Annotated in this window: 24 protein-coding genes; 23 read left to right on the forward strand and 1 reads right to left on the reverse strand. The window is 41.3% G+C overall.

Going from position 1 to position 15,789, the window contains the following annotated elements:
• Positions 1-12: 12 nt before the first annotated feature.
• The 15 genes from MHI38_RS23850 (at position 13) to MHI38_RS23920 (ending at position 8,668) form a co-directional block, all read left to right on the forward strand.
• Positions 13-507, forward strand: coding sequence for a GNAT family N-acetyltransferase (locus MHI38_RS23850; protein ID WP_341181778.1), 495 nt, complete (start codon positions 13-15; stop codon positions 505-507).
• A 115-nt stretch (positions 508-622) separates the two neighbouring features.
• Positions 623-1,204, forward strand: coding sequence for a DJ-1/PfpI family protein (locus MHI38_RS23855; RefSeq protein WP_341181779.1), 582 nt, complete (start codon positions 623-625; stop codon positions 1,202-1,204).
• 35 nt (positions 1,205-1,239) lie between these two features.
• Positions 1,240-1,563, forward strand: a complete 324-nt coding sequence (locus MHI38_RS23860) for a hypothetical protein (RefSeq protein WP_341181780.1) — start codon at positions 1,240-1,242, stop codon at positions 1,561-1,563.
• 94 nt (positions 1,564-1,657) lie between these two features.
• Positions 1,658-1,963 carry a DUF2834 domain-containing protein gene (locus tag MHI38_RS23865; RefSeq protein WP_341181781.1) on the forward strand — a complete coding sequence of 102 codons (306 nt, stop codon included), beginning with the start codon at positions 1,658-1,660 and terminating at the stop codon, positions 1,961-1,963.
• An 84-nt stretch (positions 1,964-2,047) separates the two neighbouring features.
• Positions 2,048-2,509 (forward strand): SRPBCC family protein, encoded by a 462-nt coding sequence (locus tag MHI38_RS23870; RefSeq protein ID WP_308722221.1) that lies wholly within the window; start codon positions 2,048-2,050, stop codon positions 2,507-2,509.
• Positions 2,510-2,649: 140 nt separating this feature from the next.
• Positions 2,650-3,225, forward strand: a complete 576-nt coding sequence (locus tag MHI38_RS23875; protein WP_308722220.1) for a dihydrofolate reductase family protein — start codon at positions 2,650-2,652, stop codon at positions 3,223-3,225.
• Between the two features lie 146 nt (positions 3,226-3,371).
• The gene (locus MHI38_RS23880; RefSeq protein WP_341181782.1) at positions 3,372-4,127 is read left to right on the forward strand and encodes a hypothetical protein; all 756 of its coding nucleotides are present in this window, start codon (positions 3,372-3,374) and stop codon (positions 4,125-4,127) included.
• A 35-nt stretch (positions 4,128-4,162) separates the two neighbouring features.
• Positions 4,163-4,750, forward strand: a complete 588-nt coding sequence (locus MHI38_RS23885; RefSeq protein ID WP_341181783.1) for a GNAT family N-acetyltransferase — start codon at positions 4,163-4,165, stop codon at positions 4,748-4,750.
• A gap of 25 nt (positions 4,751-4,775) precedes the next feature.
• Complete coding sequence (locus MHI38_RS23890) at positions 4,776-5,033, forward strand: CDI toxin immunity protein (RefSeq protein ID WP_341181784.1); 258 nt, start codon at positions 4,776-4,778, stop codon at positions 5,031-5,033.
• Between the two features lie 88 nt (positions 5,034-5,121).
• Positions 5,122-5,631 carry a hypothetical protein gene (locus tag MHI38_RS23895; protein WP_341181785.1) on the forward strand — a complete coding sequence of 170 codons (510 nt, stop codon included), beginning with the start codon at positions 5,122-5,124 and terminating at the stop codon, positions 5,629-5,631.
• Positions 5,632-5,811: 180 nt separating this feature from the next.
• Positions 5,812-6,120, forward strand: a complete 309-nt coding sequence (locus MHI38_RS23900) for a hypothetical protein (RefSeq protein ID WP_154887241.1) — start codon at positions 5,812-5,814, stop codon at positions 6,118-6,120.
• A 16-nt stretch (positions 6,121-6,136) separates the two neighbouring features.
• Complete coding sequence (locus MHI38_RS23905) at positions 6,137-6,511, forward strand: pentapeptide repeat-containing protein (RefSeq protein ID WP_154887238.1); 375 nt, start codon at positions 6,137-6,139, stop codon at positions 6,509-6,511.
• Positions 6,512-6,847: 336 nt separating this feature from the next.
• Complete coding sequence (locus tag MHI38_RS23910) at positions 6,848-7,504, forward strand: hypothetical protein (protein ID WP_308722215.1); 657 nt, start codon at positions 6,848-6,850, stop codon at positions 7,502-7,504.
• Positions 7,505-7,538: 34 nt separating this feature from the next.
• Positions 7,539-8,102, forward strand: a complete 564-nt coding sequence (locus MHI38_RS23915; protein WP_341181786.1) for a hypothetical protein — start codon at positions 7,539-7,541, stop codon at positions 8,100-8,102.
• 74 nt (positions 8,103-8,176) lie between these two features.
• Positions 8,177-8,668, forward strand: a complete 492-nt coding sequence (locus MHI38_RS23920) for a hypothetical protein (RefSeq protein WP_341181787.1) — start codon at positions 8,177-8,179, stop codon at positions 8,666-8,668.
• 65 nt (positions 8,669-8,733) lie between these two features.
• Here the strand turns inward: MHI38_RS23920 and MHI38_RS23925 are convergent, their stop codons facing one another.
• Entirely contained in the window at positions 8,734-9,339 is a 606-nt protein-coding gene (locus tag MHI38_RS23925; RefSeq protein WP_154887229.1) for a hypothetical protein, read from the reverse strand.
• 132 nt (positions 9,340-9,471) lie between these two features.
• Here MHI38_RS23925 and MHI38_RS23930 point away from each other — a divergent pair, with 132 nt between their 5' ends.
• From MHI38_RS23930 to MHI38_RS23965, 8 genes are all read left to right on the forward strand, one after another.
• Entirely contained in the window at positions 9,472-10,038 is a 567-nt protein-coding gene (locus tag MHI38_RS23930) for a histidine phosphatase family protein (protein WP_154887227.1), read from the forward strand.
• 119 nt (positions 10,039-10,157) lie between these two features.
• Positions 10,158-10,883: a hypothetical protein gene (locus MHI38_RS23935; protein WP_253496128.1), complete on the forward strand. Its 726-nt coding sequence runs from the start codon at positions 10,158-10,160 to the stop codon at positions 10,881-10,883.
• Positions 10,884-10,916: 33 nt separating this feature from the next.
• Positions 10,917-11,450: a hypothetical protein gene (locus tag MHI38_RS23940; RefSeq protein ID WP_154958406.1), complete on the forward strand. Its 534-nt coding sequence runs from the start codon at positions 10,917-10,919 to the stop codon at positions 11,448-11,450.
• Positions 11,447-12,133 (forward strand): hypothetical protein, encoded by a 687-nt coding sequence (locus MHI38_RS23945; protein WP_308722212.1) that lies wholly within the window; start codon positions 11,447-11,449, stop codon positions 12,131-12,133. Before MHI38_RS23940 ends, MHI38_RS23945 begins: the two co-directional genes overlap by 4 nt.
• 603 nt (positions 12,134-12,736) lie before the next feature.
• Positions 12,737-13,564 (forward strand): transporter substrate-binding domain-containing protein, encoded by an 828-nt coding sequence (locus tag MHI38_RS23950; protein ID WP_154887219.1) that lies wholly within the window; start codon positions 12,737-12,739, stop codon positions 13,562-13,564.
• A gap of 27 nt (positions 13,565-13,591) precedes the next feature.
• Positions 13,592-14,287: an ABC transporter permease subunit gene (locus tag MHI38_RS23955; protein ID WP_154887216.1), complete on the forward strand. Its 696-nt coding sequence runs from the start codon at positions 13,592-13,594 to the stop codon at positions 14,285-14,287.
• The gene (locus MHI38_RS23960; protein ID WP_154887214.1) at positions 14,284-14,994 is read left to right on the forward strand and encodes an ABC transporter permease subunit; all 711 of its coding nucleotides are present in this window, start codon (positions 14,284-14,286) and stop codon (positions 14,992-14,994) included. Before MHI38_RS23955 ends, MHI38_RS23960 begins: the two co-directional genes overlap by 4 nt.
• On the forward strand, positions 14,991-15,743 hold the full coding sequence (locus MHI38_RS23965; protein ID WP_154887212.1) for an ATP-binding cassette domain-containing protein: 753 nt from the start codon (positions 14,991-14,993) through the stop codon (positions 15,741-15,743). Before MHI38_RS23960 ends, MHI38_RS23965 begins: the two co-directional genes overlap by 4 nt.
• Positions 15,744-15,789 lie beyond the last annotated feature (46 nt).

Consider the following 15,789-nt stretch of genomic DNA (forward strand, 5'->3'; position numbering starts at 1 on the left):
GAGATGATTCTTATGAAAGTCACGCTTCGCTTTGTCTTACCTTGTGATGCTGAATATGTACAGCAATACGCAAGTTACCCTGAAATTTCAGAGACAAGCAATGTTCCCTATCCTTATCCAGACGGAGCAGGAGAATCATGGGTGAACATGGTGATGGCTAGACGTGAACAAGGGATATCTTATGTATTTACTATTTTATCGGATGATCAATTTGCGGGTGTCATGTCTATAAATGCTGTGGACCTAACTGAGAAAACAGCAGAGTTGGATTACTGGATTGCAGTTCCTTTCTGGAACCGAGGCATAGGTACAATCTCAGCCCAAAAGGCTATTGCCTTTGCATTTCATGAATTGGATCTTCAAATTCTTAGAAGTGCTTGTTTGGCGAGCAATAAAGGCTCGTTAAAGGTCCTTGAGAAGAACGGATTTAAAAAAGTGAATGACTTTATTTTTGAAGCTGGCAAGTTTGAAGATAAAACAGGATGTAGACTTGAATTACATAGGTGAAGACCTTTAGGTTGCAAATCCTGATGAAAACTTTATGGAGCCTGTGATTGATTAAATCGAGTGAGAGGGAGAGATCTCCATCCTCTACTGCAGGCGATTGGAGAGGAATGATTCTATGAAGATGGCCTTTATTTTATTCAATGGAGTAACATTTCTTGATTTTGTTGGTTTCTATGACGTTATCTATCGATTGAACTTATTTGACCAAACCAAAGGAACGACATGGGACATCTGTGGATTGACTGAGGAAGTGACGGATGAACTTGGGATGAGCGTAAAGGTGAATGTCATAAAACCTGATTTATCTCAATATGACCTTGTTTTTGTTCCAGGAGGCATGGGGACTAGAAAACTAAAAGAAGATAATGAATTTGTAGATTGGATTCGAACTGCCGAATCTGTAAGTTACAAAATCTCGGTTTGTACGGGTTCACTTTTGTTAGGGGCTGCCGGTTTCTTAAAGGACAAGATAGCCACAACCCATCCGAATGTATATGAATTACTTCAGCCTTACTGTAAAGAAGTAGTTAAAACGAGAATCGTTAAAGATGGAAACGTGATCACTGCTGGAGGCGTAGCAACATCGATTGATTTGGGACTATATTTAATTGAATTGTTTATAGGCCAAGAAGAGGCAGATGTAGTAAAGAAGCAAATTGATTATCCCTACACTGCAGTAGGAATCATTGAGGTTTAGTTTTTTCGAAGAGGGCAAATCAATGGGGGAAGGAAATGAATAAGAAAACGTATCTTGTTAAGGTTGCTTATTTAATTGATCTGAGTGATGAAGAATACAAAGAAATTGGCGACAATTTGATTCCAGAACTTGAAAATGAAATTACAGTCAGGCAAAATCTAAAATTAAAATGGGAGAGTAGTTCTACTATATTACTTGATTCAGAGGGTATGAACTGTGGAAGGTGTTCGAAATGTAATTCGTGGGTAACCGACAGAGAAAAACCGGATCATATAGATGAACTAAACAACGGAGCGGTTGTCGATGATCGATTACTCTGTGATGAGTGTTTGCCAGAGGATCATAGGTGGGCATTCTAGAACGCTCCCAAGGTGCACGATAGTCATTTCCAGTATGTGAATTTAGGTGGACATAATATATTAATGAGGTGAGAGGTTGAAGTATTTCTTCGGGGTGTTAACCATCTTAGGAATAATATTACCTTACATGTCGTTTATTCCTTGGATTGGTGAAAACGGATTCAATCTAACAATGCTATTGAGTGAAGCAAGACAGAATCGAATTAGCGAGTTTGCTTGGGTGGATGTGTTAGTATCAGCAGTTGTTTTGATTGGATTTATCATATATGAAGGAAAGCGAATTGGAGTAAAGCATATGTGGTTACCGATCATTGGAACATTAACCGTTGGGGTTTCATTCGGACTACCATTATTTTTATTATTGCGTGAAATTCATATGGAAAAAATGAAGAATAGATAAACTAGAATTGATCTTTAGGTAAGTGAAGGAGTCCCGCAACTTAATTGAATTGGTGATTTGAGTATTTGTTGAGGTGATTGTGGAGTGGTTATAGTTGAGACAGAGATTCTAATCGATGCTCCAATAGAGTTATGTTTTGATATGGCTAGAGATATTGATGTTCATACACAAACGGTGTGGAAACATACGAAAGAGAAAGCTGTCGCAGGAATTACTTCGGGAAAAATAAATCATGAAGATACGGTAACCTTCGAGGCTAGACATTTTTGGATTAGGCAAAAGTTAACGTCAAGAATCTCAGCATACCAAGCCCCTTATTATTTTGTAGATGAAATGCTGAAAGGTGCGTTTAAAAGCTTGCGACATGAGCATATTTTTGAAGGACAAAACGGCAAGACACTCATGAAAGATCGGCTTACTATGGTTGCTCCGTTTGGAATTATAGGCTGGGTTACCGAAAGACTTATATTAAAGTCTTATATGAAGCGTTTCCTCATGCATCGAAATCAACAGTTGAAATTATTAATAGAGATGAAGATTAAATAGAAGAACGTGATATACATCGTTATGGAATCGTCGTATATTTCATTTGTGGTTAGCAAACCATATGAGAAAACAAGATGAATCATGCCCAAGTTCAGTTCAGATTTAGCGGAGATATCCCTCATAAACAAGGAGAAGTGAAGATGAGAAAACTCGTTTTATTTCTGCATTCGTCGCTTGACGGTTATGTAGAAGGACCAAATGGTGAGATGGATATTGGCTGGGTTTCTTATGATGCCGATTTGGAGAAACACGCAAAAGAGGTTCTGAGCACTGTTGACACGGTCATTTGGGGACGTGGGACGTATCAGATGATGCACGGTTACTGGCCGTCTGTACGTTCGGACGCATCAGCTTCTCAGCATGAACGGGAGCATGCCGAGTGGATTGAGAAGACCGCCAAAATTGTTTTTTCAACAACGCTGAACGACGTCGAGTGGAACAATTCCAGATTGGTAAAAGAAAATATTGAAGAAGAGATCAAAAATCTCAAACAACAACCAGGTGAGGATATGGTCATACTCGGTAGTCCAAGGTTCGCACACTACCTTATGCAGCTTGATTTAATAGATGAATATAAAATTACGGTGTCTCCCGTTTTAATCGGAAGTGGATTACCGTTATTCCAAGGTCTCAACCAGAAGATCAATCTTCAACTTATTGAAAATAAAACCTTTGATTCCGGTGCTCTAGGTCTCTTTTATCGGGCGATAAAATGAAGGGATCATCTTAAAGTAGAATAAAGGGAGAGAATCCCATCACACACACCCAGTCTAAGATAAAATGATCTAAAGCTGGGTCATTTCGTATTAGAATTATTCACAAGAACGTAATTACATAGAATCACGAAGAGGATGGAGATCATATGAAGCTATTTAAAAGCAAATTCAAGATTGCTGGATTGATCATGGTATTGTTCCTATTTTCAACTATAGCGGTTTCTCTAAAAGTCTACGCAAAACCTGTGAATGCTGTGTTAGTGGATTATTCAGCCATGGAACAAATCGAAAAAAATGTATTCATAGAAGCTGACGCCGGGAGCGACGTGAAAACTCAACTGCTTGAGTTTGTCAGATCATCAGAAGATAAAGTGATTAATATATTCGGCAGTAGAGTTGCTTCTCCCTATGTAATAGTTGCATTAAGTCAGAGTGCATTAAATAAATATGCGGAAAATATAACGGGTCAAACGTACTATTATCCATGGAAGAATTATATAGTTATAGGACCGAAGGGATTAAATGAAAATGTAATATCACATGAGTTCACGCATGCAGAGTTGAGAGAAAGATTAGATAATAAAGACAAAGTTCCTGCTTGGTTTGATGAAGGTCTGGCAACCATGATAGACGGTCGATATGCCAACAACGAAGACGTATGGAAAGAACATACGAATAATGGCGAGAAGCCTATTGATTATCAAACACTGGGATCACATGATGCATTTAATAATTATGGAACCAAAGAGGCTTGGATTAACTATAACTTGGCATGTTACGAAGTTACCCGTTGGTTCAAAGTGGTAGGAAAGGATGGGCTTCTCAAGTTAATTGATGGATTGAATAAGGGTAAAGAATTTGATGACCAATATAAATTAATCGAAAGCGAAATGGTTGATTAGCATTAAAGTCAAACAACAAACCGGAGGTGTGGAAAATGAAGATTGAAGATGTTTACAACGATTTACCTGTGCTTGAGACTTCCAGAACCATACTTAGAAAAATTGAAAAGAATGATGTGCAGGATATTTATTCTTACTGTAGTGACCCGGAAGTATCCAAATATACAACATGGCATCCACATATGAAAATAGAGGATACCGAGAATTTTGTTGATTTCATCATAGATAAATATAATAAAAGCCAGATTAGCCCATGGGGGATACAAGATAAAACAACGGGCAAGATCATCGGAACTTGCGACTATGTAGGCTGGGAAATCAATCACCACAAAGCTGAGATTGGATACGCATTGTCAAGAGATTATTGGGGACAGGGTTATATGACGGAGTGTGTGGAGAAAATAATCCAATTTGGTTTTGAACATATGGACTTGGTTCGAATTGAAGCTAGATGTATATCAGCGAATACGGGTTCTTCAAGAGTCATGGAGAAAGCAGGCATGGAGTTTGAAGGGATATATAGAAAGCATATATTCATTAAAGGGAAATTCGAAGACCTCAAAATGTATTCGATCATAAACGAGAATTCAGCGAAAAGAGTGGAAGATAACTTTGCCATCTGACAGAAAAAGAAGGCTTCAGACATTGTTGAAAAGAAACAAACTAAAAAATGAGGAAAGATTAACAAGTGTGTTGTTTGAAGAATGTTTGGCAGCATTAGGTAGTGATGTGATTGTTATGACCGATGAACAGTCAAAAGAAATATATAAGTTATTTGAAGCGGAATTTAAAATCAATTTATATGGTCGAATAGAATGGGATTCATACAAAGCGTATGAGGAAATGGATGAGAATACATTTGGAAATCGATATATGGATCTATCGAGAAGAGAGGCAGGTTATTGAAATCTTCCATGATGGAATCGTAAGAGTGATGCAAAAGAAAGAATGAGGGTGGTAAAAATGAGGATCAAGGATGTTGGGAGGGGAAATATTGCGAGTAAGTACATTTCTTGAAGAAAAAGATTTTAGCTTTAAAGATGTGGAATACTTGTCTCCAGCAATCAAAGCACTAGTGGTCAATCATCATATTAAGGTCACACAAGGAGAACGTGAAAATATTGCACATATACATGTCCAATATAATGAAAGTTTGTCCTTTCAATGTAAAGTGATTGATTTATATCAGGAGCATTCACCAAAGATTGCGTGGATCACAAATAGTTACATTACAGATACATCGAATGATGAATTTGATTATGAGGATGTATTGCCTCCTTTTGGTGTTGTAGAGTTATATGATTTGGATATGAGTTGTAATTCAGATTGTACGAAAGTCATGATCCAAGCTTTGTATCAATTTATGTTTAACTTCTTGCTGGAATATTTCAATGTGATTGTTTTTCATTCAAGGGAAGCTACGAATGTTATAGATCTTGAGAACATAAGATTTAAGCGTTTCATGATCAACGACGAATTATATTATAGGTCGATTTCTTACTGAGTATAAAGAAAAGTTATTGTTGAAGAATGAACAAGTGCTGTTTTTCGATCCAACTTTTCTCTCTGGCATTAATATAGGTGGAATAGAGCAGTATGAATTTCGGCGGATTCACAACGAAGAGGAAAAACAAGAGGTATATATCGAGCTTTAATTAATCTAATACATTGGAAGTGGTCTTCAATGAAGAAAGTAGCGGTTGTTAGCTTGTATTTTTTGAGCGAGGCAGAAGGCGGACAGAAGGCAGCAATTACGGAGGACTTTTCGGCACCTATCGTTTTTGATGTTGATCCAGATTTGCAATTCGGGCTCTGGAGTGCTGTCGTGAAGTTACATAGTCAACCGGATGAACATAGGGAAGCTAGGGCTGATCTGTATTATCTATTCCACAATTCAGAAGAAGTGCCGAATCATCTGTTGGAACCCGGCAACAGTTTCTCACTAAAAACGAATAAGACTATTGCCAAAGGAACGATAAGTGAAATGAAATAAAGAGGAGTCATCCAGGATGATCATAGAAACTGAAATGACAATCAAAACATTAAAAGATCTCGTACGTTCAGGAACAAAGCATTTTAAAAAAGTCGAAGTAACGGAATATGGAGATATTCATTTTTTTAATTTTGATGAAGTGATTTTTGAAGAATGTATACTGTCATTGGACTTTACGGGCTCATCTTTTAGACATGCGAAATTTATGAATTCGAACATTAAAGCTTCGATATTTAGTGAAACTGATTTATCTCATTCGGAGTTTATTGATAATAGTATTGATAGTTGCTTGTTTAAGAATGCCCAAATTGATGGAATTGTTTTTCTTAAGAATACTCAATACTCAAGTGAAAATACAATTGAGGATTTAAAAGAAATGGTGGGGGAATAAAAAAACTGAACCATGTATGTCATCTTTTAAAACAGTCACATCTATGCTGACATCTCAGCCATACAACTGTGATGTCAAACATGAGCCCCGCGATTCATTGTCGCGGGGTTTCTTCATAAGGTAAGATAGAGAAGAAATGTCATATTTTTATTGTGAACGATGATTACATGATGAGTGAACCGGGGCAACGTCATGAAGAGATGTTTGAATAAATATTAGATAATTGGGTGTAAAAGAAGTCGGGATAGTGTGACTGAGACTCGTATGTAATTCAATAGGTGGCAGGTACACTGACCTGGATGATTGATACATATCAAATCTGAGGGGTGATCATGGTTGGATATTAATAATCAAAATGGTGATTTTCTTGGTAGAATTCAGATGGAAGCACAGGAAAGTGATTACGTCGTAGATCAAATTATACGTACTCTGAAACCCGGTGATGGAAAGGCCATCTACATTGCAAATGCTGGAGAGCACCAATTCACCCAGCAGACGAATTATGCTGCCGTTGAATGGGAGCACGGACTGGAGCAGTTGAATGAAACGCTGACGGAGTGGCAACCGCAGTTTCCGGCCCATGCGGGGGTTGAGAGCATTCAGGTCTATTATGGATTCGATAATCTGACACCGGATGAGATTGAAGCTATGGCTGAAGAGAGCAGAATCACAGGACAGCAGGTCGTGATCCGCGATTTGCATCCAAACAACAAACTTGTAGGTATCCGAATCCAGTATCAAGGAGAAGGGGCACTGACCCTTCACATTTTTGGGACAACGAAAAGCCGAGTTTACCTGTCCGAGGATGAATTGTCTCAGGTGAAACCGCTACGCGTTCGGGGCGCAGAAGCATTTTATTTTTCGAATCACGGAATGGACCGGTTGATCTGGATTGAGGTTGGAAGCAGCGGAAAAGCGCTACAGTATGAACTGATCGGGCAGCAGCAGTCCGCAGCAACTTTAATTCAAATGGCTGAAGGGATGAGCATATAGTCTTAGTTAAGCATCGAAAAGGAAAAGAACAGATATGAATAACAGAAGATGGGCAGTACTTTCAACGGTTATCCTGATTGTAGCCGCAATATTTATTTATCAGTATTACAAGTCGGACTCCACAAGCGAGGCAATAACAGAGAAGGTTTTGAACCAAGATGGGTATACCGTCACGCTGAGATCAGAACATATTCCTCTTGAAATTTTTGTGAAACCCGAATGGATTAATTTTAATGTCGATAAACCCATGAAAAAAGATATCCGAGCAGCCGAGATTCACAACTCGACTCTGCTACTGGATGTGGTAAACAGAGGTAACGATATTTATTTTTCGTTTAGAACGATCTTTAATATGCACAATCCTTCGGGAGTATTTATATATAATGGATACTTTACTGAAGAGGGAATTCAAACTTATACGGATACAAATGTGAAATTGTACGAGACAAATGGGAAAGAAATTGCAGTAAGTCAAACAGGACTTGGTCCAGGTGCAGCATTTTCCTTTGGAATTGAGGAGGAACAACAGAAGCTTATCAAGGAAGGGTTCTATGTGAAGTATAATGATTTCAATGTTTACAATTATATGGAAAAATAGCAACTCATCATGACTGAGTTCAGCGATCAGATGTGCCTTGTCATGAGGTGGATGGAGGATGTAAGTAGCTATATATGGAGGGTATTATGGACATTGTAACCAAGCAATTAAAGCTGGAAGAGCTTAGTGATTTGAAATATGAAGTGCATATGGGAGATTCCCAAGCCGTTAATTACTGTAGCATCATGATCTTGAAATTCATGGGTGAGTATGGTTTTGGTTCATCTGGGAATTCAGATGCTATTTATATGTGTGCCATCGGAGAAGCAGCAGTGGAAGCCTGGGAACCAGACGGTTTGATTTTGGACTTTAGTGAGCTGGTCTACGAATGGGGCGATCTGATCGAGCGTGTTTTTGATATCGGTAAAGCCAAGTCTGGGAGAATTCCTTTCCCAGAAGCACTTGTTGTAGGCAAGCAATCGGAAGAGGCAATACGAACTTTGATTTTGGGAGAATATAGTGACGAGCCTATTGACGACATTGATTGGGTACACCGTGATCTGAACAGCGCATGGGCGTTCATTGAAAAGAAATTGACGGAATATGATCGAGATAAACGATTGTAAAATTTGCCGTGACATCCTTTTAAGTATAAATTCAAACGAAAAAGCCCCAATGTTGGGGCTGAATCCTATTCCAGGTGGTATTTTTTCATAACTGCATCCCAAAAGATTTGGTAATCGGATAATTGTTGTGATGTGGAGGATTCGGGTAAGCGATATGGACTTACGCCTTCCAAGCTGAATTTTCCCGAGTTATCATTAATCAAACCGAAGTCACCATAGGAGTTTCTCAGCAAAATTAGCACACTTGGTTCATCCTTCTGCAGTTCTACATAATCATTTGCCGTGTACTTGACATTCCCATCCAGGCTAACAGGTTCGATAACTGTCAATTCGGTCAGATCTGAAGGGAAATCCTCAGGTTTCTTTACTATTTGCTCAATCTTGATGTTGGTATTAGTGTGGAAGGATTGCATGGTTCCATCATCAAATGCAGTTATGACATGCTCACGATCCGCAAACCCGTCTGTTGCATATCCAATCACGATTAATTCAGCAAAAGCATCGAGCTTTTCCACTTCACTGAAGGTGATGGAGTTGGTCGGGAGATTGACTACGGTATAGACGGTTTGATCCGGTTTGGATTGAACATTTATATATGTGATAATCGATACAGTGACGACGACTATACATACAACGAATATTAGAACAGATCTCTTTTGGAATGAAAACATTAGCTTATCCTCTCTTAGATATTCTTTTCTCCACTTCTACTATTACATAAATGAGAATTATTGCAAATTATTTATAGGAGTAAGAACCGATAGATGAATGGATTTTGGAGATGAAACCAAAGGAGTTTTTTTATGAAAACGATCATTTATATGGTTAGGCATGCCGAGTCGCCATACAATGAAGGAACGGAAAGAACAAGAGGACTTACCTTGAAGGGCAGGGAGAATGCAGCTAAAGTAACAGAGATATTAAAGGAAGAAGGGATACATACCATCATTTCAAGTCCGTATGCGAGAGCTGTTCTAACTTTGGAAGGGCTGGCAACGGCTTTGGGGCTAGATATTCAGCTCATGGAGGATCTGCGAGAAAGGCATTTTTCAGATGAGGCTGTTGAGGATGAGGATTTTAGCGCGATTACGGAAAGAATGTTTGCTGACCCTGAGTATGCATTGCCCGGAGGCGAGTCTAACAAGGTGTGCCAGCATAGAGCTGTGAGCGGTTTGAAACAGATTTTAAAAGAGTATTCTGGGAAAAAAGTAGCGATCGGCACACACGGACATGTCATGACGTTAATGATAAATGCCTTTGATCCAACGTACGGAGTGGACTTTATCAATCAGATGAAGAAACCGGATATCTATCAATTGCAATTTGACGGGATGAGATTAGAGAAAGTCACTAGACTGTGGGAAGAATAGGAGATGATTCCGATGGCAGGCGGCTAGATTGACTGGTTCGCACATTAAGGAGGATGAAGATATTACGGAAGAATGAAGAGAGTGGTAGGGCTGCTTAAAAATGAGGGGAGAGAATATGGATGGATCAGCAGGATTATGGTCGTTATTTATTAGCAATGGGCGGGGAAGAGTTTGAACCAGCAGTGGATGAGCAGGTTGACGCAGACCATCTTTACGGCTTCTTTCAATGGTTTATGCCATCGGGAGAGGGTATTGACCGAGTGTTTGAGCCGATTCCAGGCGGTGAGCGTTTTCTGGACCGAATACGTCCAATCTATGAGATGTTGAATCCTGGCGACTTCACCGGTGAATATGTGCCAGGGTATTTCAATGGTGGACATGAGGTTGCTCCCGAAGAAACGTTGCGAAAACTGGGTCAGGAGCTAATTGCAGGCTTGAAAACTCTGTTCTCCATTGTGCCAGAAGATGACGAATCAGCGGATATCGCTCAGGAAGCATTACAAGATCTGGCCAGTGTGAAGGAAGTGGTTGTGTTACCGCAGGGTGAACTTGGCAAGTTAGAGCAAAGAGCCATCCAAGGCACGGACGAAGAAGATAGCGAGGCAGTTTACGAAGCTCTCGGAGACCTCCTTAGCTCACGCAGTGACTACGATGAAGCGATTGAAATCCTAAGCGAAGCCTATTATTCTATTGCTTGTGATTATTGGGTAGCGTATTACTTGCAATGGCCCCGTTATGAAGGTTTGCAGGAAGTAGAAAACTGCCTGTATCCATACTTTGAGCTGTACCGTTATGGGTATAATCTTCATTGGACTAAGACGACATTATTCATTGGCAAGCGTTGATCCTACTAGAGCGTATAGAAGGAGTATATATTTATGAAGATTGAACCTACCAAAGAGTTTGCTTGTAAGCTGGGGATCATGCTTGAGAGTAAATTAATCTGGTACAAACACTTTCAACTCTTTTGTGATGACATTATTCTGGAATATGAGAAGCCACCATACTGGATCATTGAATTAGCAACAGTGAAATATCAAGGTGACGCGATTGGAATCGTTAACAGATATATTCACTCCGAACCTTTCGTCGATGAATATCTTAACTCATTATACGATCATTACATCGCTTGTTTGTATATGAAGTACGATCGAAGAGAAATATCCTGGGCCAGCTTTCTGCTCGCTTCCGGACAGTATGCTGATCTTTACCAGGCAGTGAAAGTGGAGTGCGAATATTTCTATGAATTATTAAATAAATACGAGGCTGAAGAGTTCGATGTGGAGCTTGAGCACAAACAAAGTGAAGAGATTCGGTATACGTTTCGGAACGAGATCATGGAAATGCAGGAGATCTATGATGTGTTCAGGGTGTATTTTCAACAATATATTAGGAAGGAAAGAGAATCATGAAGCTTTTTCATGGAAAAGAAACCATCGTTCAACAGGCGATGCCTGCGATGCCATCTATATGTACACCTCTGGGCACCGTGGAATTCTTACTTTCGGTCTCCAACCAATCCTATCTTGCAACAGATTGCGCCAAGCTCAACAGTGGTGGGTGGTTGTATAAGTATGACTACGATTCATGGGACTGCGAACTCGCAATTTGTAGAGTGGATGTAGAACTTGCTTGCGATCAGGCAGTAGATGAATGCTGGGGAGCTGTATTTCGAATCCAACCGAAGAGTGGGCAACGGATTGATGAGTGTAGCTTCACAGCCTCGTGGAAAGAGGGATATAACTGGACAAGCTGTGGATCGGATACTGGAGAAGGACTCGAAGCGATTGAATATAAAAATCAAACGTATCAGTTACATATCGGTACACAAGACGGAACGCTATTAATGATGAGGAGAAACCAAGGGGATCGGATTCCGAAATCCTATGGTGAAGGTATTGATGTTGAAGCACAGGGGTACATCCTGAGTTCTGGAAAAGGGATTAGTGTGCCCATGTCACAGATGGAATCCGATGAAATATGTGAAATTCATGTTGTAATCGCTTGGAAGAAGTATGTAGAAGAAGATGTGTCTACCTGGCTCGCTGTGGATCAATTTTCAAAGGATATCTTAAAGGGAGAAGGGCTCAGCTAGGCAACACCAATCTAATAGATAAGGGTGAACCATATGGAACGAGGACTCATTATCTTTTTAAATGCGGAAAAAATACTAAGTTATATGAACTCCGGGCAAGAGTACTCGGCATTTAAGAAGTTAAGTCGAAGATAACTATATAAGTTGAAGAAAAGGGAATCAAAAAAATCCGGGGATAACAGCGATGGGAAGGTTATTCTGTCGTCGGAGTGCTCCGTGTAAACATCTTTAGTCCAACTTATATAGAAGATAAGTGAAGGAGAAGGGCGGCTAGTTATACTTTCATAAGGGTGTTGGACATCTTGAACCTAACGATTCTTCGTTAGGTTTTTTGCTTGTTTCTCCGAGATCACGTTAGATAACGATAATGAATCAGGTTTAATGTAGAAGTCGTCTATATTATCGCAAGTGGGCACTTGCGGTCCTGCTAAGGTATGGTGTAATCGCACCCATTGAATATTTTATTTATATATAGAATTGTTCTATAAGTAAACCCGTTGACGGTGTTCCTGTTGGAATGCTATTTTTAGATCAATTAATTCCTAGTTAACATGTAAGAATTAGTGGTTTAAAATAATCGCACACATAACGGGGGAGAAAAACATGAAAAAATGGTCTGTTCTAACACTTACAACTGCAATCGTATTGGCGCTCACAGGATGCAGTACCGGGGGAGATACGAAGACAACATCTGGAGCTGACGGAGCGAAAGAACCAACCAAGATTATTGTGGGAACAGGCACGCAATTTCCGAATGTCGCTTTTATTGACGAAAATAACAAGCTGACGGGATACGATGTAGAACTCGTCAGAGAAATTGATAAACGGCTTGATGATTACGAGTTCGACCTGCAGACGATGGAGTTCACGAACTTGTTGCTCAGCCTCGAAACGAACAAAATTGACATGGTCGCGCATCAGATGGAGAAAAACCCGGAGCGCGAACAGAAATATCTATTCAATAAAGAAGCATATTCCCACTGGAAGAACAAAATCGCGGTTCTCAAAGATGACAATACCATTCATTCCATTGATGATCTGAAAGGCAAAAAAGTGTTAACGACAGCAACCAGTGCCCAGGCCATCTTGCTGGAAAATTACAACAAGCAGAATAACAATGCACTAGATATTGTGTATTCAAGCGGTGTGGCCAACGATTCCATCGCACAGCTCAAGGCTGGACGGGTTGCGGCATTTGTAGCAGCGGACTTTACGCTTCCACTTATTGATCCGAGCGGCGAGCTGAAACTGGTGGGTCCACCACTCAGTGAATCGGATACCCTGTTTATGTTCCGTAAGGATGATTCTGAAGAACAGAAACTTGCGGATCGTATCGATGAAGCACTCAAGGAAATCAAGGCAGACGGTACATTGAAGAAACTGAGTGAGCAGTGGCTTGGCTTTGATGCTACGCAATCGGAAACGAAATAACACGTACAAGAAAGGCAGGTCGCAACGATGGGTGCACCATTTGAATTCAGTTATGTCATCGACTACTTTGTAAAGCTCTTACCCACCATCAGTACTACGCTTCTCATCGTAGTTAGTGCAATGGTGCTCGGTCTAATCATCAGTTCCATCGCAGCACTGCCGCAGATGTACAATATTCCGGTGCTGAAACAGCTGTCTAAGCTGTATGTGTCCTTTTTTCGCGGAACACCAATTTTGATTCAACTGTTTTTGTTCTATTACGGTGTGCCGGAAATTTTGGGTCTGTTCGGGATTAATGCGAACCGCGCACCTGCCATCTACTTTGTCATTATGACTTACTCGCTCCATAGCGGAGCGTTTATGGTGGAGATGATTCGGGCTTCCGTCGCTTCCGTGGATCGGGGACAGGTCGAAGCTGCTTATGCCATGGGCATGTCTGGCCCGCAAGCTTTCTTCCGGATTGTATTGCCGCAGGCCTATGTGACGGCATTGCCTATATTCGCCAATATGGTGATTGGCAGCCTGAAGGATACATCCCTTGCTTTCAGTGTGGGTGTCATGGAGATGACGGGCAAATCGTCTACACTGGCAACGATCTCTCGTCATTTTATTGAAGCGTATATCTCGCTGGCGCTCATTTATTTTGTTTTGAGTTTTGTGCTGGAGAGGGTGTTCGGTGTGCTTGAGCGGAGAGTGCAGAAGAGGGGGGTTGCTCCGATATGAGCTTTGATCTTTCCTTTGTAGGGACCGCTTTCGTGCAGCTTCTCGGTGTCATCCCGATTACACTGGCCATCACGGTGGTCTCGGTAGTCCTCGGGTTTATCATTGGCACAGTGGTGGCGCTTCTCCGCCAGTTTCGGGTTCCTTTACTAAGCCAGCTGGCGACTGCCTATGTTACGTTTATTCGCGGTACACCCATGATCACACATCTGCTTCTGATCTATTTCGGTCTGCCGATGATCATTGACAGCGTGTCTTCATCACTCGGACTTGGGTTCAACTCATCGTCCATTCCATTGATCGGCTTTGCTTACCTGTCCTTCTCGATTACCGCGGGTGCTTATGCGTCAGAGATTGTCAGATCGGGCTTACTCGCGGTGGATCGCGGGCAGATTGAAGCCGCTTATTCTCTGGGCATGACAGCGACGAAGGCGCTGCGCAGAATTGTTTTGCCGCAGGCTTTTGCAGCCAGTCTACCCAACATTTCTAACATGCTGATTGGCATGTTACATGGATCTACACTGGCATTTGCGGTATCGGTGGTCGAAATTAATGCCAAGGCGCAGATTGTCGCATCGACCAACTGGAAATTTTTTGAGGCATATGTGGCGGCAGCCCTCATTTTCTGGGGTCTGACCATCATAATTGAAAGACTGACCGCAGTGGCAGAGAAGCGGTTCAGGTCGTACAACCGGGGAGGCGTGTCATGATTGAACTAAAGCAAATATACAAAAGCTTCGGAGACAATAAGGTGCTGTCAGGAATTAATCTGAATGTGGCGCGCGGAGAGGTTGTTGCGATTTTGGGACCTAGTGGGTCAGGCAAAACAACGCTTCTGCGCTGTATGAACTATTTGGAAAAACCGGATTCCGGACATATCACACTCGGGGACTTTACCTTGGATTACGGCAAGCACGCAAAAAAAGACATCCATGCCTTACGCCAAAAATCAGCGATGGTATTCCAGCAATATAATCTGTTCCGCCACAAAACTGCTCTGCAAAATGTAATGGAAGGACTTGTCGCTGTTCGCAAAGTGGCTAAAGAGGAAGCGCGGACACGGAGTGTCGCTTTGCTTGAAAAGGTTGGTCTCGGGAACAAGCTCGATTCATACCCCAGCCAGCTTTCAGGTGGACAACAACAACGTGTCGGGATCGCCCGGGCGCTGGCGATGAACCCTGAGGTGATTCTGTTTGACGAACCGACCTCCGCGCTGGACCCGGAACTTGTAGGCGAAGTGCTGGCGGTTATTCGCCAGATTGCAGAGGAAGGCATCACAATGATCATCGTGACTCACGAGATGGGTTTTGCCCAGGAAGTGGCGAACCATGTTGTCTTTATGGATGGCGGGGTCATTGTGGAAGAAGGAGAGCCGAAGCAGCTGTTCCGCTATCCGAAGGAAGAACGGACGAAGCAGTTTCTCAAACGCATTACGCCGGATAGTGCGTACTCCATATAAGAACACGGGATTAGAACCATGATTAAGGAATATCCAAGGGGGAAGA

The sequence above is a fragment of the Paenibacillus sp. FSL K6-1558 genome (assembly GCF_038002565.1).
Taxonomy (GTDB): Bacteria; Bacillota; Bacilli; order Paenibacillales; family Paenibacillaceae; genus Paenibacillus; species Paenibacillus polysaccharolyticus.

Excerpts from the sequence above, each read along its gene's own strand:
- MHI38_RS23850 (WP_341181778.1), top strand. The coding sequence starts at position 13 with ATGAAAGTCACGCTTCGCTTTGTCTTACCTTGTGATGCTGAATATGTA.
- MHI38_RS23855 (WP_341181779.1), top strand. The coding sequence starts at position 623 with ATGAAGATGGCCTTTATTTTATTCAATGGAGTAACATTTCTTGATTTT.
- MHI38_RS23860 (WP_341181780.1), top strand. The coding sequence starts at position 1,240 with ATGAATAAGAAAACGTATCTTGTTAAGGTTGCTTATTTAATTGATCTG.
- MHI38_RS23875 (WP_308722220.1), top strand. The coding sequence starts at position 2,650 with ATGAGAAAACTCGTTTTATTTCTGCATTCGTCGCTTGACGGTTATGTA.
- MHI38_RS23880 (WP_341181782.1), top strand. The coding sequence starts at position 3,372 with ATGAAGCTATTTAAAAGCAAATTCAAGATTGCTGGATTGATCATGGTA.
- MHI38_RS23885 (WP_341181783.1), top strand. The coding sequence starts at position 4,163 with ATGAAGATTGAAGATGTTTACAACGATTTACCTGTGCTTGAGACTTCC.
- MHI38_RS23900 (WP_154887241.1), top strand. The coding sequence starts at position 5,812 with ATGAAGAAAGTAGCGGTTGTTAGCTTGTATTTTTTGAGCGAGGCAGAA.
- MHI38_RS23905 (WP_154887238.1), top strand. The coding sequence starts at position 6,137 with ATGATCATAGAAACTGAAATGACAATCAAAACATTAAAAGATCTCGTA.
- MHI38_RS23915 (WP_341181786.1), top strand. The coding sequence starts at position 7,539 with ATGAATAACAGAAGATGGGCAGTACTTTCAACGGTTATCCTGATTGTA.
- MHI38_RS23920 (WP_341181787.1), top strand. The coding sequence starts at position 8,177 with ATGGAGGGTATTATGGACATTGTAACCAAGCAATTAAAGCTGGAAGAG.
- MHI38_RS23925 (WP_154887229.1), bottom strand. The coding sequence starts at position 9,339 with ATGTTTTCATTCCAAAAGAGATCTGTTCTAATATTCGTTGTATGTATA.
- MHI38_RS23930 (WP_154887227.1), top strand. The coding sequence starts at position 9,472 with ATGAAAACGATCATTTATATGGTTAGGCATGCCGAGTCGCCATACAAT.
- MHI38_RS23935 (WP_253496128.1), top strand. The coding sequence starts at position 10,158 with ATGGATCAGCAGGATTATGGTCGTTATTTATTAGCAATGGGCGGGGAA.
- MHI38_RS23940 (WP_154958406.1), top strand. The coding sequence starts at position 10,917 with ATGAAGATTGAACCTACCAAAGAGTTTGCTTGTAAGCTGGGGATCATG.
- MHI38_RS23945 (WP_308722212.1), top strand. The coding sequence starts at position 11,447 with ATGAAGCTTTTTCATGGAAAAGAAACCATCGTTCAACAGGCGATGCCT.
- MHI38_RS23950 (WP_154887219.1), top strand. The coding sequence starts at position 12,737 with ATGAAAAAATGGTCTGTTCTAACACTTACAACTGCAATCGTATTGGCG.
- MHI38_RS23955 (WP_154887216.1), top strand. The coding sequence starts at position 13,592 with ATGGGTGCACCATTTGAATTCAGTTATGTCATCGACTACTTTGTAAAG.
- MHI38_RS23960 (WP_154887214.1), top strand. The coding sequence starts at position 14,284 with ATGAGCTTTGATCTTTCCTTTGTAGGGACCGCTTTCGTGCAGCTTCTC.
- MHI38_RS23965 (WP_154887212.1), top strand. The coding sequence starts at position 14,991 with ATGATTGAACTAAAGCAAATATACAAAAGCTTCGGAGACAATAAGGTG.